At 51.1% G+C, this 15,698-nt stretch carries 15 protein-coding genes; 4 read left to right on the top strand and 11 right to left on the bottom strand.

Annotation, left to right across the window (positions count from 1 at the left end):
• Positions 1-216 precede the first annotated feature (216 nt).
• The 3 genes from OGX91_RS02470 to OGX91_RS02460 form a co-directional block, all read right to left on the bottom strand.
• Positions 217-1,149 carry a nucleoside 2-deoxyribosyltransferase gene (locus OGX91_RS02470; protein ID WP_149691659.1) on the bottom strand — a complete coding sequence of 311 codons (933 nt, stop codon included), beginning with the start codon at positions 1,147-1,149 and terminating at the stop codon, positions 217-219.
• Positions 1,150-1,318: 169 nt separating this feature from the next.
• Positions 1,319-2,572, bottom strand: coding sequence for a nucleoside permease (locus OGX91_RS02465; protein ID WP_286625360.1), 1,254 nt, complete (start codon positions 2,570-2,572; stop codon positions 1,319-1,321).
• A gap of 586 nt (positions 2,573-3,158) precedes the next feature.
• Positions 3,159-4,349 (bottom strand): MFS transporter, encoded by a 1,191-nt coding sequence (locus OGX91_RS02460; RefSeq protein ID WP_286625359.1) that lies wholly within the window; start codon positions 4,347-4,349, stop codon positions 3,159-3,161.
• A 107-nt stretch (positions 4,350-4,456) separates the two neighbouring features.
• On the opposite strand from OGX91_RS02460, the gene OGX91_RS02455 reads away from it, so the two are divergent.
• From OGX91_RS02455 to OGX91_RS02440, 4 genes are all read left to right on the top strand, one after another.
• Entirely contained in the window at positions 4,457-5,329 is an 873-nt protein-coding gene (locus OGX91_RS02455; protein WP_005123023.1) for a LysR substrate-binding domain-containing protein, read from the top strand.
• Between the two features lie 236 nt (positions 5,330-5,565).
• Positions 5,566-6,603, top strand: coding sequence for an extracellular solute-binding protein (locus OGX91_RS02450; protein ID WP_005123024.1), 1,038 nt, complete (start codon positions 5,566-5,568; stop codon positions 6,601-6,603).
• Positions 6,587-8,275, top strand: coding sequence for an ABC transporter permease (locus tag OGX91_RS02445; RefSeq protein ID WP_005123025.1), 1,689 nt, complete (start codon positions 6,587-6,589; stop codon positions 8,273-8,275). Before OGX91_RS02450 ends, OGX91_RS02445 begins: the two co-directional genes overlap by 17 nt.
• Positions 8,276-8,285: 10 nt before the next feature.
• Positions 8,286-8,969, top strand: a complete 684-nt coding sequence (locus tag OGX91_RS02440; RefSeq protein WP_005123026.1) for an ABC transporter ATP-binding protein — start codon at positions 8,286-8,288, stop codon at positions 8,967-8,969.
• Between the two features lie 23 nt (positions 8,970-8,992).
• Here OGX91_RS02440 and ldtA read toward each other — a convergent pair whose 3' ends face one another.
• From ldtA to OGX91_RS02400, 8 genes are all read right to left on the bottom strand, one after another.
• Positions 8,993-9,922, bottom strand: coding sequence for a L,D-transpeptidase (gene ldtA / locus OGX91_RS02435; protein ID WP_005123027.1), 930 nt, complete (start codon positions 9,920-9,922; stop codon positions 8,993-8,995).
• Positions 9,923-10,040: 118 nt separating this feature from the next.
• The gene (cobT, locus tag OGX91_RS02430; RefSeq protein WP_040231946.1) at positions 10,041-11,105 is read right to left on the bottom strand and encodes a nicotinate-nucleotide--dimethylbenzimidazole phosphoribosyltransferase; all 1,065 of its coding nucleotides are present in this window, start codon (positions 11,103-11,105) and stop codon (positions 10,041-10,043) included.
• A gap of 24 nt (positions 11,106-11,129) precedes the next feature.
• Positions 11,130-11,873 carry an adenosylcobinamide-GDP ribazoletransferase gene (gene cobS, locus OGX91_RS02425; protein ID WP_040231944.1) on the bottom strand — a complete coding sequence of 248 codons (744 nt, stop codon included), beginning with the start codon at positions 11,871-11,873 and terminating at the stop codon, positions 11,130-11,132.
• The gene (gene cobU, locus OGX91_RS02420) at positions 11,870-12,415 is read right to left on the bottom strand and encodes a bifunctional adenosylcobinamide kinase/adenosylcobinamide-phosphate guanylyltransferase (RefSeq protein ID WP_005123030.1); all 546 of its coding nucleotides are present in this window, start codon (positions 12,413-12,415) and stop codon (positions 11,870-11,872) included. The genes cobS and cobU overlap by 4 nt, the downstream gene beginning before the upstream one ends.
• A complete protein-coding gene (locus tag OGX91_RS02415; RefSeq protein WP_040231943.1) occupies positions 12,412-13,932 on the bottom strand; it encodes a cobyric acid synthase in 1,521 nt (506 codons plus the stop codon). Before OGX91_RS02415 ends, cobU begins: the two co-directional genes overlap by 4 nt.
• Complete coding sequence (locus OGX91_RS02410) at positions 13,929-14,744, bottom strand: energy-coupling factor ABC transporter ATP-binding protein (RefSeq protein ID WP_286625353.1); 816 nt, start codon at positions 14,742-14,744, stop codon at positions 13,929-13,931. The genes OGX91_RS02415 and OGX91_RS02410 overlap by 4 nt, the downstream gene beginning before the upstream one ends.
• 8 nt (positions 14,745-14,752) lie before the next feature.
• A complete protein-coding gene (locus OGX91_RS02405) occupies positions 14,753-15,430 on the bottom strand; it encodes an energy-coupling factor ABC transporter transmembrane protein (protein WP_199947566.1) in 678 nt (225 codons plus the stop codon).
• Entirely contained in the window at positions 15,417-15,698 is a 282-nt protein-coding gene (locus OGX91_RS02400) for an energy-coupling factor ABC transporter substrate-binding protein (protein ID WP_003030289.1), read from the bottom strand. Before OGX91_RS02400 ends, OGX91_RS02405 begins: the two co-directional genes overlap by 14 nt.

Raw genomic sequence — 15,698 nt, 5'->3', positions numbered from 1 at the left:
CTCAGTCCGGCATCCTCAGCAGCGCCATCCAGTTTAGCGCTAAGAGCATTGCTATCGTTTGCCCATCCGGGCATCATCATTCTGCAATGTCAGGTCGTGTTTTTAACTTGTGGGCAGTCGTACTGCTCGGAGAGAATAAACCGTCAATCAACATGACCTGTTCAAAAATGATGATATTGATGACGGTTCAACCAAATTTCATGTTAAATATAATAATTAAACTATTGCACCACTTTTAATCAACGATTCAAGTTCTGCAAATGAATGCGTCATTGTTGCTGAATAGGTAACCATCAGATTCAGATAGTCAGTGCCCAGCCCTGAATGGTAGCGCTGCTGTTTACTACAGTAAATGATAGATTGTTTTTTTAGTGCGTAAGCAATGCCATTCATAATGCCTGAATCTACGTCTGGCTCAAAGACATCAGAATAAAAAACAGCCTGCCTGCTTTTTCTTAAATTATCAATATCTGCAGCAATATCATTTATATTATCGCCGATAATATATGTTTTCCCTGCGGTGGCAATTGCATTTTTAATATTCTCCAGCAACCCTCGCGAAGGTTCTGTATACATAAAATTGGGGTCAAGATAATAATCATACTCAATCGGCAACGGTGTTAATGGTAGTGCTGGAGGAATTTCGCCCCCAAAATCCGCAATTAAATTATGCTGGAAAGTATGTAACGCACGATTAAGGATATCAGTTGTTTGCTCACGGTAATTTGTGATACTTGTGTCTGTGTCGAATACTGAAACAACTTTAGCGACATAATTCATCAGTTTGCTTATGGGATAAAACTCTTCGGAATCACCCGCTGCCCACAGAAGAAAGTCAGTCGTAATCAGGTGAACGGGCAATCCCAGGGCCCATGCATAACCCACCTCCCAGGCACAACCTGAATCATAGGTACCACCATCAAAATACCCTATCATACCAACGCAGTTGTCCATATTGGCTACATCACGGACAAAGATTTCTTCTTCACTTGATGAACCGGCATCATCTCTGTATGGCAGAAGCGTATGCGCCAGTGGTGGGAGCAGACCATCGTCAATCCATCGATCAATAGTGTCATTTAAATTTAATGCGTCCAGTCGCCAGGGCGCGCAATATACTCTGCACTGATTATATAATTGATTCGCCATAATACCCTCTTTTTATATGAATAATTAATTTTGCGTTATATTCCCGGCATATTTCAAGTTGCGGGATAAAACACCGCAGGAATTTTTAAATCACGCTTATTCTGACTCTGAAGGAGCCGAACAGCGGTGTAGTTAATTACCCTGCAACTTGAAGCCGATAAAGATATCATCATGCATAGCTATCTGTCGCCGTACTGGAATTATTGTGTTTATACTTGAATATCATCATAAACACGACCGCGAGAACCAGTGAATATCCTGCAAATACCAGCCAGATAGTTGACCATTCAGGACTACCCGCGACGGTCAGATGATCGACCACTTTACCACTTACAAATCCGCCAATAATACAACCGAATCCATTAGCCATCATCAAGAATACCCCTTGAGCACTATTGCGAATGGAAGCATCGACCTCTTTTTCAACAAACACAGAGCCAGAAATATTGAAAAAATCGAATGCACATCCGTAAACAACCATAGAAAGAATTAATAGAATTGTTCCGCCCACGGAGGGATCGCCATAAGCAAATAAACCGAAGCGCAGCATCCACGCAATCATGCTCATTAACATGACATGTTTAATCCCAAAGCGTTTCAGGAAAAAAGGAATGGCCAGGATGAAGCACACTTCCGAAATTTGTGAAATGGACAACAGAATAGACGCATGAGTTACCACAAAGCTGCTGGCAAATTCTGGGATTTTCTCAAAACTGTGCAGGTATGTATTACCAAACATGCCGGTAATCTGTAATTCCGCACCAAGCAACATGGAAAAAATAAAGAAAATGGCCATTCTCTTATTTTTGAAAAGAGCAAATGCGCGCAGCCCCAACATATCAACCAATCCGTACGCCTTGTTAGACTTAGCGACAGGAACCAGCGGCAGTGTAAGCGTGAACAGGCTCAAGGCCAGTGAAGCCACAGCACCGATATATAACTGAATGTGGCTCAGTTCAAAACCCGCCAGGCTTACAGCCCACATGGCAACAATAAAGCCAATGGTTCCCCAGATACGGATCGGGGGGAAATCCGCCACAATATCCATACCCGCATTCTGAATGCGATAGTAGGAAATCGTGTTACTCAGCCCCAGCGTCGGCATGTAAACCAGCGAGTTCAACAAAATGACAATAAACATGGAAGAAGGGGTATCAACAGATGCGGCAATAAATAACGTCACCGCGCCAAAAAAATGACAAGCTGCATAAATCCATTTAGCACTGATCCATTTATCCGCAACGATCCCCAACAGAGGGGATGTTATCAGTGCGGCAATACCAAGTGTACTATAAACCGCACCAATATCTTCACTTTTAAACCCCAGTGTAATAAATAAATAAGAACCAAAAGTATTCAACCAGCTTCCCCACAAAAAGAATTGCAGGAACGACATTACCTTTAACTGTAGTTTTATATTCATATAATTTCCATTTATAAATTCAAAACATTATATCAAGAAGATTGGATTCTCTTATTCAGCAGGTTGACTCTGAACAGCACTCAGAATTCTCATATATTCGTATGCACTCCGGTTTTTTGCCAAATATATGGCTAAGCAGCCTGAACTTATCAATAGAAAATGATGGTATTTTATGGTGTGCTCTATTGTTCCAACAGAGCATACGTTTTATGGATTAAATAAATATCAAACACATTAATCGTTTATAACACGAATGCACCATCGGATACCAATACACTTTCTAACCGCATTCAATATATTTTCCATATTAATTAACCTGAACTCGAGATAAACATGGGTGTAATTGAGCAGGCAATCAGACGAGTGGATCACATTACTAAGACATAATAATAGTAGCAGAATAGGCGGGATCGGTCTCAGGGGGATTTACATAGGGCATAGAAACTCCTGTAAACCAGATAATTATGGGAAATGCGCACAGCCAGAAGAGCGCAAACCCGTTAAGCAGCAGAACAGAGTCATAGTGCTTTTGAAAACGGGTTCTGCCGCAAGAACTATTAATGTTATTAGCTGAAACAGACTATTATCATTGTTTTCCAGAATAACCAGAATATTTAACTTTGTTGTATTGCAAATAACTAATCGCTGCTGCGATAAATAACGAGACTGCACCCAACAATATGGAATAGGTCATTCCATTTTTATTACTCTGGAAGACACTGACGACTAATGGGCCAAGGATCTGCCCCACCCCATATGTCAGCGTAACGAGACCAAGGAGATTAATCTTTTGGGGCGCACTTATTTTTCTGGCCAGCGGCATGACTAACGAGCTGGTACCCATAAATGTGCCACCAAATCCAATACAGCTAATGGTTAGCAGCAGTGGCGAGTTAATAAATATGGCCATGACTACGCAGCTTGCTTGCACAATTAAGTTAACGCTCAGGCAGGATAATATATTCCATTTGCGGGCAGCCCAGAGCCAGCCATAGCATCCAGGAATAACGGCAAGACCGACAATAGACCAGATATGGTCGGCTAAAAAAGTATTGCCAACCCCTGTGGCCATTAACGGCAAATACGTGGCGACAATGATATAACCGAACCCCGCCAGGCCATACAGTAAGGCTAAATTCCACCACTGGATATCCGACTCCGCGCCTGCGACAGCTTTTACTGGGGAGATCATATGTTTATCTTTCGGCAATAGCATCGTCAGTATGACGAAAAGTATCGCTGAAATGATGGCTGCGCCAATCCACAACACATGTGAATTTAAGGCGCAGGATACACCAGCAATGACATATTCATTGCCGATAAAAATACCCATTCCTACGCCCGAAAACAAAGAGGCGATAACAAAAGGGTTATGGGTATGCTGAAGGACCAGCATTGAACCAAATATCATCATTCCCGCGCTTGCCACACCTGCAAGGAACCTGATTAACAAAATAATTTCTGGCTGAGTCACTTTTGCCATCAAAAAAATCAGCATGACGGTAAGTAGTGCTGAGGCCAGCAGCGACACTCTTAACTTATTGACCGCGCTAAAAATACCAAAAGAGAAAAGGAGGCTGCCAACAAGGTAACCTGCGTAGTTGGCACTGGCAATTATCGATAATTGTGAAAAGGTAAACAGTCCTTCATGAAGCATAAGCGGGAGCATAGGTGTATATAAAAAGCGCCCAATGCCCATTCCTAAGGTCAAGACGATCATACCAAATACAGCAGTACGCAACGGACGGAGGCCAACAGCACTGTGATCGAGATCCATATTTTGGCCTCAGAAGACGAATTAGGTTTGATTGTTATCTTACACAAGAAAATGATGATAAAAAGTTAATAAAAATGACGAAAACATTCACTTTGAGTAATGCTTCTATGAACAGTACCTCTCTAAACTTGTTTAAAACGGTGGCGGAAACGGGCTCCATATCCGCTGCTGCACGTAGTCTGCACTGCGTTTCTTCGAATGTCACAACCCGCCTTAAACAGCTGGAAGCCAGCCTTGATGTCTCTCTGTTTGTGCGCGAGAAAAATCGACTCTACATTACCCCTGAGGGCGAGCTGCTTCTGCGCTACGCCAACAAAATTCTGGCGTTGTTAGAGGAAGCGGAATTGTCGATGCTGGGCACAAAAGTGGCGGGGCCATTGCGTATTGGTGCAATGGAAACGACCGCAGCGGTACGTCTCCCTTCGATACTGGCGAATTTCCACCGCGAAATGCCTTCCATTGAGTTAAACCTGAAAACCGCCCCTACTGAGACGCTGGTGCAACACATTCTGAACAATGAACTGGAAATCGCATTCGTTGCCGATCATCCGGGACTGCATATGGAAAATTCGCCCCTGCAATCACACGTGTTATGTCAGGAAACGCTGGTACTGGTAACGGCGGCAGAGCACCAGAATGTCATTACTGGCGCTGACCTCCAGGTGACAAGGCCGCTGGTCTTTGTTAAAGGGTGCAACTATCGCTCCCGCCTGGGAGAATGGCTGTGCCTACAGGGGGTCGATTGCGCCGATCCTCTGGAATTTGGCTCTTTTCAGGCGATCCTTGGCTGTGTGAGTGCCGGGATGGGGATTGCGCTGTTGCCGGAGAACGTTGTCAGACAGTATGAGAATAACTTCCCTATCCGCAGTCATACGATTACGCCACAGATAGGTAAAGTGAACACCATGATGATATGGCTAAAAAGCCGCGAGGTCAGCCGGGTGCTTAATCACTTTGTCTCGTTTATTACGCGGGCTTAAGTGATTGCGTCTGGTAACGCCAGGCAACCGGCAACCCAGTGTATTCATGGATGCTAAATTTCTTATCCATTACAGGGACAGGCCACTTCACACCATTGATTAAAGTTATGTAAATGTAAATTATTTACACTTCGCAATGATTGTAATTGCTAGTGATTATCATTTATTGTACGCAGGCAAAAAAATGAGCCCCTGCTCGGGTCACTGTACGTTCCAATTACGCTGGGATATAAACGATGAATGCTCTGCCTCGCACTGGACTGCGCCGTATCACGCTTGCTTCTGCTCTGGTTCTCTCTGTCAGCCTGCCGGCTTTCGCCCAGGATGCGTTAACGCTGTATACCACCCGTGAACCGGGCCTGATTCAGCCCCTGCTTGATAGCTGGACGAAAACCAGCGGTATAAAAGTCAGCACGGTCTATATCAAGGACGGCATGCTTGAGCGTGTTAAAGCGGAAGGTAAAAACTCCCCTGCCGACCTGCTGATGACCGTTGACGCCGGGAACCTTATCGATTTAGTCGAAGCGGGTGTGACACAACCCGTAGAATCAGAAGCACTGAAAGCGGCTATTCCGGCCAATCTCCGCGGCGCAGATAACCAGTGGTTTGCGCTGTCAATGCGTGCGCGTGTGTTGTACGCCGAGAAGTCAATGCCAATCGATAACTGGCATTACGAGCAACTCGCCAACCCTGAGTACAAAGGTAAAGTCTGTATCCGTGCCGGACAACACCCGTATAACACTGCATTGATTGCCGCCATGATCGCACATCACGGCGAAGCCAAAACGGAAGAATGGCTACGTGGCGTGAAAGCGAATCTGGCACGTAAGGCGACTGGCGGCGACCGTGACGTTGCCCGCGATATCCTCGGGGGTATTTGCGATATTGGCCTGGCGAACTCCTATTACGTCGGCCATATGAAAAACGCCAAAGAAGGCAGCGATGCACGTCAGTGGGGCGATGCAATTAAAGTCGTCAAGCCAACCTTTGAAAATGGCGGTACGCACGTCAATATCAGCGGCGCTGCAGTAGCACGCTATGCCCCCAATAAAGCCGATGCCGTTAAGCTAATGGAATATCTGGTTTCCGCACCTGCCCAGCAGCAGTACGCGAAAGCGAACTTCGAATACCCGGTACTGAAAGGTGTCACACTCGATCCAGTGATCAACGCCACAATTGGTGAGATTGATGTCGATAAAATTCCGTTAACCGAAATCGTGAAATACCGTAAACAAGCAAGTCTGTTGGTAGATAAAGTTGGATTCGATCAATAAACTTCTGCAGTTTCCGACTTTACGCGGCCTGGTTTCCGGGCCGCAGTCATTATTAACGCCGTTACACCTTGGGGCGCTTTGCATTGCGCTTGGCGTTCTGACTCCCATCATTGCGCTTATCTGGCAAGCTACCCAGTCGGATTTATCGCACTGGGACAATCTTATTACGTTTGTGCTACCTGCAGCATTAAAAAATACCGTGCTGCTGTTAGCCGGTGTTGCCATGTTGGTTGGCGTGATTGGCGTAGGCAGCGCCTGGGCCGTCACAGCATGGGACTTTCCTGGACGTAAGATCCTCAGTTGGGCGTTGCTGCTGCCGCTGGCGATGCCAACTTACATCGTCGCCTTTGCCTGGCTCGATCTGCTGCATCCGATCGGCCCTCTGCAAACCTTTATCCGCTTCCTGCTGGGCTTTGACAGTCCACGACAGTTCCGGCTACCGGATTTGCGTTCGCTTTCCGGCGCGATTATTTTGCTCGGTTTAGTGCTCTATCCTTACGTCTATCTAACAACCCGTGCCACCTTTATCAGTCAACCGGCTCATTTACTGGAGGCTGCCCGCACGCTGGGATGCAGCGCTGCCGGGACGTTCTTCCGGGTCGCCCTGCCAATGGCGCGCCCGGCACTGGCTGTCGGCATCAGCCTGGCACTGCTGGAAACGCTCAACGATATTGGTGCATCGGAGTTCCTCGGCGTACAAACGTTAACCGTTACCGTCTACACCACGTGGATCTCTCGCTCTGATTTATCCGCCGCCGCACAAATCGCCTGCATGATGCTGATGTTTATCTTCTTCATTCTGACGCTGGAATTTTACGGACGCAGAAAGCAAGGATTCAGCAGCCGCAGCCTGCGGGAAATCCAACCCACTCGCGTGCACGGCTGGCGCGGCTGGCTACTTGGCGCTGTCATTTCGCTACCCGTTATATTGGGCTTTGTGGCCCCGGTTCTCTTTTTGATGTGGGAAAGCGCCAAACGCTTAGGGGACACGAGCCCACTGTCCGCCTCGTTGCTTTCAGCATTACAAAATACGCTCTTGCTGGCAGCAGGCACCACGCTGGTGGTGATTTGCGTCAGCTTGCTGGTAGCCTGGAGCGCACGCCATAGCGCTGCAGACAACGCGATGCCAGGCTTTCGCCGCGGTGTGATGCGTCTGGCCTCCCTCGGTTATGCGGTGCCCGGAACGATTCTGGCGATTGGTTTTTTGCCCCCGGCGATGGCTGTCGATCGTTGGCTGGCCGACTTACTGGATATTCGCGGGTTACCGCTGATGTCTGCCGGTATTTTATTGGTCATTTGCTGCGCGATGCGTTTCCAGGCAATTGCCATCGGCGCGCTGGACTCCGGTCTGGGCCGCATCCCGCCGTCACTCGAACAGGCTTCACGCTTGCTCGGCGAAAACGGTGCCGGAACGTTTGCCCGCGTTCACTTTCCGTTACTGCGTCCGGCATTAGTGAGCAGCGCATTGCTGGTTTTTGCCGATGCGATGAAAGAACTGCCAACCACGCTGCTGTTGCGCCCGGTAAATTTCGAAACGCTTGCCACTCTGCTGTATGCAGAAGCTGCCCGTGGAACCTATGAAGAAGGTGCGATCGCCGCGCTCCTGATTGTTTTAGCAGGTACATTGCCCGTTATATTGTTGGTGCGTCACCAGATGACTCGCCGTGGTTAAGAGAGCAACAATGTCAGAAATCGCATTACGACTCCAGGACGTGCACGTTGCCTACGGCAACAGCCAGCAACCGGTCCTGAGCGGATTCTCAATGTCGGTACGCAAAGGGGAAATTGCCTGTCTGCTTGGCGCTTCAGGCTGTGGGAAAACAACGGTGCTGCGTGCAGTTGCCGGTTTTGAACGACTGCAGTGTGGAGAGATCTATGTCTCAGAGCGGCGTATCGCTGGCCCCGGCGTTCATCTGCCACCGGAAAAACGTCATGTCGGCATGGTTTTTCAGGAATACGCCTTATTTCCCCATCTGACAGCACAACAAAACGTTGCCTTCGGTTTACGACGTATGCCGCGTGAAGCGCAACAGGCCAGAGTGACGGAGCTGTTGAAAATGGTGGAATTGCACAGTCATGCTAACCATTACCCTCATGAGCTTTCTGGCGGGCAGCAACAGCGTATCGCGCTGGCACGGGCGCTGGCTCCGCATCCAGAAATTCTGTTGCTCGATGAACCTTTCTCCAGCCTTGATAAGCGCACGCGTGAGCGTCTTGGCAACGAGGTGCGGGATATTTTGCGCGCTGCCGGGCAAACGGCACTGCTGGTTACCCACAGCGAACACGAAGCACAGCTGATGGCAGACCATATTGGCGTGGTAAAAATGGGGCAGTATCAAATTAAAAAAACGCCCCATCCCGACTGAAGGGTTCAGGGTTCCCCTGAAAATTAGTCGTGCATTTGAACCAGACTGATGTTCACCGGCATGCCGGAGCGTCTCTCCAGTGCCTGATTTCCGCGACTCACATCCACGTCATTCCCGCTGATGAACATGCGCAGCGCGGGAGTGACCGGCAAGGGAACCTTTCTGTCAGACTCGTATTCCGAACGGTTTCGTGACAAGGGTTCGTGCACTTCCACCCAGCGACTTCCGTCCGGCTCTATGCTGTATTTCACCGGTCGGTCTATCAGTTGCACTCGCGTCCCTACCGGTACGGTATCAAACAGATATTTAATGTCGTCGTTACGCAAACGGATGCAACCCTGGCTTACCCGCAGACCAATACCGAAATTCGCATTTGTGCCATGAATGGCATAAAGCCTGCCGATATAAATCGCATACAACCCCATCGGGTTATCTGGCCCGGCAGGCACAAACGCCGGTAAGCTTTCCCCACGAGCAGCATACTCCCGCCGGGTATTTGCCGTGGGCGTCCAGCCTGGTGCTTCCTGTTTACGTTCGACCGCCGTGACCCAGTTGCGCGGAGTTTCCCTCCCGGCCTGCCCAATACCAATAGGTAACACCTCTACCGTATTGGCACCCTCAGGGTAATAGTACAGCCGCATTTCTGCGACATTGATGACGATGCCTTCGCGTACGGTATCAGGCAATATCAATTGTTGTGGCACCACCAGTGTGGAACCCGACTTTGGCAGAAACACATCCACACCAGGATTGGCTTCGAGCATATTGCTCAATCCCTGTCCATACTGTGCGGCAAAAGCCTCCAGAGGCTGAGTGTTACCAGCGGGAATCGTTATCGTCAAAGGGCTTCCCACCAGGCGGCTGCCCTCAGGAGGCAATGGGTAGCTCACCGCCTGCGATCCCTGACTCGCGAGCAGCATAACAACAGCACATAGCAGTTTTACACGACGCATCTTTTTCCTTTCCTTCGTCGCAGCAGATATCCGTTAAGTATAGCTTTTTTATCTGTTTTAGGGGGTTACGACGAGAATGCACATAAAAAACCCCACCATAAAGCGGGGTCACGGGCGGCTACGCTTCTTTGCCATCCGGTAATACAATATTACTGGCAGCTAACTGCCCCATATTGCTATACATCGCGCAGGCTGCTTCAACAATGGGCATCGCCAGCGCGGCACCACTGCCTTCACCTAAACGCATTCCCATGTTGAGATACGGCTCCAGTTCCAGGTGCGCCAGTGCAGTACGAGCGCCCTTCTCGGCTGAGAAATGCGACGGGATCAGATAAGGTTTAATCTCCGGCGCTATCTGACAGGCAGCCAGTGCCGCCGAATAAGACAGGAAACCATCCAGGATGACCGGCAGACCGCAAGACGCCGCACCTAACATCACCCCCGCCATACCGACAAGATCAAAACCACCCACTTTTGCCAGCACATCAATACCATCACGACTGTCCGGCTGATTGACAGCAATGGCCCGGCGAACAACATCGACCTTATTTCCTACCCTTGAGAGCGGAAGGTTAGCCCCAATACCCACCACATCCTCTGCATCGCTACCGGTTAACACACTGACAATCGCAGCCGCAGGCGTGGTGTTTGCCATGCCAAGCTCACCGACGCCAAACAACGTTACACCGTCATCCGCCAGTTCTCGGGTATACCGGATCACTTCCAGCAGCAGCTCTTCTGCCTGTGACCGACGCATTGCCGGCCCTTGTGCAATATTGCCGCAACCGCGCGCTACGCGCATGTTCACTACGCCAGGAATGAGTTCGGCGTCAATTCCCACATCAATCACATGCACTTTTGCGCCGGCCTGAGCGGCCAGCACGCAGACGCCGGTCGTTCCGCGCGTCATATTGGCAGCCTGAATCGCCGTAACAATCTTAGGCGAAACAGCAACACCTTCATCCCACACGCCGTGGTCGGCGCACATCACCAGCATCGCTTTTCCCCCGACATGCGGCACACCCTTCAGGCCTGGCATACCGGCCAGTTGCACAGCGAGAGATTCGAGTCGCCCAAGACTTCCCGGCGGCTTAAGCAGGCCATCAATATGTTGCTGCGCGCGCAACATTGCAGCGCTATCGGGTGAAGGGATCGCGTGAAGTAAAGAGGATAAAGTCTGCATAAGGGTTCCAGTATGTTGACTGACTCAAAGCAGAGCCAGCAGGAAAACCAACTCGCCAAGTTCAATGGCCGCCCCCAGCGTATCGCCGGTTTGCCCACCTAACGTGCGTTTTAATAACTGCCCAAGAATGAAGATCGCCACCAACGTAACGACCAGCGCTGCCACACCGCGCATGCCCGGAAGCAGGACGGCCGCAAGGATCGCCGAGCCCCCCAACGTGACACAGGTTTGTCGTCCACTAACTTTGCCAATAAAGACATTGCCCAGCCCTTCTTCGCGCGCGTAACGATGTCGATACATCAGCAAAACAGCACAGCCCCGCCCGGCGACACAGGCTGCAGCCAGTGCTGCCAGCATCGGCGTTCCGCGCAAAGCCAGTTCGCTCACCACCAGCACTTTGGCCAGCAGCACGAAGATCAGCGCCAGTCCGCCATGAGTCCCGAGTCGACTGTCGCGCATGATTTCCAGCATCCGTTCGCGTCGACGGGCAGAAAAAATGCCGTCACAGGTATCAGCTAGTCCATCAAGGTGAAAACCGCCGGTCAGCAGTGCCAGCGCCAGCACGGCAAACAGGGCGGCCAGGGGAACACCACACCAGGCCTGCAGCGCCATAAAGACCAGCCCCGTAAGCCCGCCCAGCACCACGCCAATCAGCGGGAACATCACAATGCCACGTGAATAGTGCTCGAAATCCAGTCCTTGCGACCAGCGAGCAGGAACGGGCAAGCGACTGATAAAAGAGAGCATTGCCCAGAACAACTTACTCATTTAATTTTGACTCCAATTCCTGATACCACCAGCCAGACCTCGTCAGCTGCCGCCGCCAGGCGTTGGTTAACACGGCCGGCAATATCGCGAAAATGCCGCGCCAGACGGTTCTCCGGAACGATCCCCATTCCCACTTCGTTAGTGACCAGCACCACCTTTGCCGGGCAGCTCTGACAGGCAGCAATCAGCGAACGGATCTCATCCTCGATCGACTGCTCCATCGCCGCGTAATCCCAGCTATCCGGGTCACTGTCACCGCCCAGTGCAAACAGCAGGTTGGTCACCATCGTGGTAATGCACTCCAGCAGAATGGCTTCCTGCGGATCGTTCGCTGCCGTGATCAGCTCATCAAGATGTTGCCAACGCTCAGCAGTACGCCAGTGCGCAGGGCGTCCATCGCGGTGATGCTGAATTCGCGCCGCCATCTCCTCATCAAAGATCTGCGAAGTCGCGATATACAAAACGTTTGGAGAATTAGCGATCAGCGCTTCCGCATGTCGACTCTTGCCGCTTCGCGCACCGCCGGTAACCAGAATCATCATACGGGCTCCCGGTGTTGCTGCATGATGGTATAAATTTTCTCAATATCGATGTGTTGCCGCATCGCATCCGCCAGCAGATCAAACTGCTGCGATTTATATTGCGCGTAATGGAAGGTGGAATCCAGCGGTGCTAACCCTTTACGTACGCGCAGGCCGTTGACCAGCGCCCGGGTAAATTCATCGCTGTCGAACAGACCGTGAAGATAAGTACCAAACGCCAGTCCATCCGGCGTAACCGCGCCGTCAGCTACGTTGCCGCCGTCTTTGCGCAGCGTCATCACCGGCCGGCATTCTTCGGTTAACGTCGTTTCGCCCATATGGATTTCGTAACCACGAACGGATAACCCCGCCGCGCCCGCCAGCCAGTCAGGCAGCGAGGAGGACATTTCCCCCTCAACCAGAGTGGTGGTTTTGTGCTGGGCAAAATGGGTGACGGTATTGAGCAAGCCCAGACCCGGCTGCGTGCCAAGCCCTGACTCCACTTCATCGATGATCGTATCGCCGAGCATTTGATAGCCGCCGCAAATCCCCACCACCGGCACGTTATTACGATGCAATTGCACGACGCCATGCGCCATCCCGCTCTCACGCAGCCACACCAGATCGCCCAGCGTATTTTTGCTGCCGGGCAGAATCACCAGATCGGCCCCCGCCAGTTCTTCAGGCTGGCGCACATAGCGCACGCGCACATCCGGCTGTGCGGCAAGCGCATTGAAATCAGTAAAATTAGAAATGTGCGGGATTTGCACAACGGCGATGTCGATGTCGCGTTTATCAGTACGCAAATATTTGCCCTTTTGCAGCGCAACGCCATCTTCATCTTCCAGATCCACATCCAGCCATGGCATGACGCCCAGTACCGGCACCCCGGTCAGCGCTTCAATTTGCTCAATACCGGAATACAGCAGCGCCACATCGCCGCGAAACTTATTGATGATGACCCCTTTGACTCTGGCGCGTTCATGGTCGTGCAGCAGCGCCAGGGTGCCGTAAATGGAGGCAAACACCCCGCCACGGTCGATATCCGCCACCAGAACAACCGGGCAGCACGCCATTTCCGCCATGCCCATATTGACAATATCGCGATCGCGCAGGTTAATCTCTGCCGGGCTTCCCGCCCCCTCCAGCACCAGCACATCGAACTCTTGCGCCAGACTGTTATAAACTGACAGGATTTGATCCCGCAGACGCGGTTTGTACTCGTGGTAGCTCACCGCATCCATGTCGGTCGCGACTTTGCCCATCAGCACAACCTGCGCTTTACGGTCGCTGGTAGGTTTAAGCAGCACCGGATTCATACGCACATCTGGCGTAATCCCTGCTGCTTCGGCCTGAAAAATTTGTGCGCGGCCCATCTCTTTGCCCTCTGGCGTAATACCAGAGTTCAGCGCCATGTTCTGCGATTTGAACGGCGCGGTACGCAGCCCATCCTGATAAAAAATACGACACAGCCCGGCGACGAGTACGCTTTTGCCAACATCAGATGCCGTTCCCTGCAACATTATTGCCTGCGTCATGACGCCTCCTTCAGTGCGTTCTTTCGCATACAGCTAAAAAATTCAGCCTCTGTTTTACACAGCGGGAAACCCAGCTCGGTGTGCAATTTCACCAGCCATGGCTGAGTTAACCCGGCTTGTTCAATAAGATCGGTACGGGCGAACACGTCACCCGGCGTACCGTGCGTCAGCACTTCTCCGCGACGTAAAACGTACACCGCATCGCTGACTTCATAGATGAGATCAATATCATGGCTGGAAATAACCACATGATTTCCTTGCGCCACAATGCGTTTGATAATCTCGATCATCTGTGTACGCCCTGATGGGTCGAGACCGGCGGTGGGTTCATCCAGTAACAGATACTGCGCTTGCAGCACCAGCGCCCCCGCAATCGCCACGCGTTTTTTTTGTCCGTGGCTGAGACACTGAATGGGCTGATGGCGAAAATGTTGAGCATCGACCAGCGTCAAGGCATAGTCCACCCGACGGGCAATTTCAGCCTCGTCCACGCCCAGATTACGCAGGCTAAACGCGATGTCACTGTCGATGTCGGTATAAAAGATTTGCTGATCGGGGTCCTGAAATACGGTTGCCACCTGCTGGCGCAGCGCCAGCAGGCCGCGCTTGCTGTAATCCAGCGGTTTTCCTTGCCACATCACCGCCCCCTGTTGTGGGCGCAGTAAACCGCTCAGGTTCATAAACAGCGTGGATTTCCCGCAGCCATTGGCCCCCACCAGTCCGGTGACGGCATGTTGAGAAAAGTCCAGCGTTAGCCCTTTGAGAATCGGGTCATCCTGGTAGCGAAACCAAAGCGCTGAGGTGGCAAGCATACTTTTCCTTACAGGTGAAAATCACCCTGATACAGTTTGATATCCAGTGTGGTGGTCATTTGCTGATAACGGATCAACACGCGGGTAAACAATAATCCCACCAGCATCGCCAGCGAGCGATAACCTAACGGCAAGCTACGATAACCAAAACGCAGCGTTTGTGCGCGATGAATGGCGAGTGCCTCGTCCAACAGGATAAAAATAAATCTCCAGGTCAGCAGAATCAGCTCGGTCATCAGTCGTGGGACATGTGCACGTTTGAGCAGGATAATTAACTGCGGAAACGGTAAATTCAGCACCAGCCAGAACGTTGCAGCCAGCGCAGCCAGGCTTCGCCAGAACGTCTCATTGGCCGTGTGTATGCCCGATGCGGTGATCCCCAGCCAGAAACTGCCCACGGGTACGCTGGCCAGTAAGGTATGGGGGTCGCGACTGACGCTAAACAAAATCGTCACGACGCCCACCAGCAGAAAGCCAAATGGTAGCGCCATCCAACGACACCAGCGCCAGAAAGAAACCCGTAGCAGCCAGCAACTGAGCGCCGCTATCAGCAACATCTCGATACCCTGCTCCAGCGGGGGCAGAGTAAAGGCCAGAATCATCATCACCAGCCAGAGTAAGAATTTTCGCTGCGGTGAGACATGAAACCAGCGGCTCTGGTAGCTCAGTCTGTCAAGCCCGGTCATCACGGCGTTGCCTGCCCTTGGTATAACCCAGGATATAGAAAATAACGGCAGCACCAAGCGATCCCTGGAGCGTAAACAGCAGACTTTCAATTTCGCCGCTTGCCGGTTCATACAACGGCTGGAACCATGGCTCATAATGCGGGGCAATAGCCTGAATCTGACTCTCCGCCTCACCGTCCGAACCGCCGTATTCTCCACCGTGGTTGATAAAGAACGGCAGGATCACCAGCGCAACGACCATGCCCAATATAATCAGCGTCTTTTTCAT

Source organism: Citrobacter sp. Cpa228 (assembly GCF_030333085.1).
GTDB classification, from domain to species: Bacteria; Pseudomonadota; Gammaproteobacteria; order Enterobacterales; family Enterobacteriaceae; genus Citrobacter; species Citrobacter pasteurii.
This window is presented reverse-complemented; position numbering and strand designations above follow the sequence as displayed.

Excerpts from the sequence above, each read along its gene's own strand:
- OGX91_RS02465 (WP_286625360.1), bottom strand. The coding sequence starts at position 2,572 with ATGAATATAAAACTACAGTTAAAGGTAATGTCGTTCCTGCAATTCTTT.
- OGX91_RS02460 (WP_286625359.1), bottom strand. The coding sequence starts at position 4,349 with ATGGATCTCGATCACAGTGCTGTTGGCCTCCGTCCGTTGCGTACTGCT.
- OGX91_RS02410 (WP_286625353.1), bottom strand. The coding sequence starts at position 14,744 with ATGCTTGCCACCTCAGCGCTTTGGTTTCGCTACCAGGATGACCCGATT.
- OGX91_RS02440 (WP_005123026.1), top strand. The coding sequence starts at position 8,286 with ATGTCAGAAATCGCATTACGACTCCAGGACGTGCACGTTGCCTACGGC.
- cobS (WP_040231944.1), bottom strand. The coding sequence starts at position 11,873 with ATGAGTAAGTTGTTCTGGGCAATGCTCTCTTTTATCAGTCGCTTGCCC.
- OGX91_RS02400 (WP_003030289.1), bottom strand. The coding sequence starts at position 15,698 with ATGAAAAAGACGCTGATTATATTGGGCATGGTCGTTGCGCTGGTGATC.
- cobT (WP_040231946.1), bottom strand. The coding sequence starts at position 11,105 with ATGCAGACTTTATCCTCTTTACTTCACGCGATCCCTTCACCCGATAGC.
- OGX91_RS02415 (WP_040231943.1), bottom strand. The coding sequence starts at position 13,932 with ATGACGCAGGCAATAATGTTGCAGGGAACGGCATCTGATGTTGGCAAA.
- cobU (WP_005123030.1), bottom strand. The coding sequence starts at position 12,415 with ATGATGATTCTGGTTACCGGCGGTGCGCGAAGCGGCAAGAGTCGACAT.
- ldtA (WP_005123027.1), bottom strand. The coding sequence starts at position 9,922 with ATGCGTCGTGTAAAACTGCTATGTGCTGTTGTTATGCTGCTCGCGAGT.
- OGX91_RS02450 (WP_005123024.1), top strand. The coding sequence starts at position 5,566 with ATGAATGCTCTGCCTCGCACTGGACTGCGCCGTATCACGCTTGCTTCT.
- OGX91_RS02470 (WP_149691659.1), bottom strand. The coding sequence starts at position 1,149 with ATGGCGAATCAATTATATAATCAGTGCAGAGTATATTGCGCGCCCTGG.
- OGX91_RS02405 (WP_199947566.1), bottom strand. The coding sequence starts at position 15,430 with ATGACCGGGCTTGACAGACTGAGCTACCAGAGCCGCTGGTTTCATGTC.
- OGX91_RS02455 (WP_005123023.1), top strand. The coding sequence starts at position 4,457 with ATGAACAGTACCTCTCTAAACTTGTTTAAAACGGTGGCGGAAACGGGC.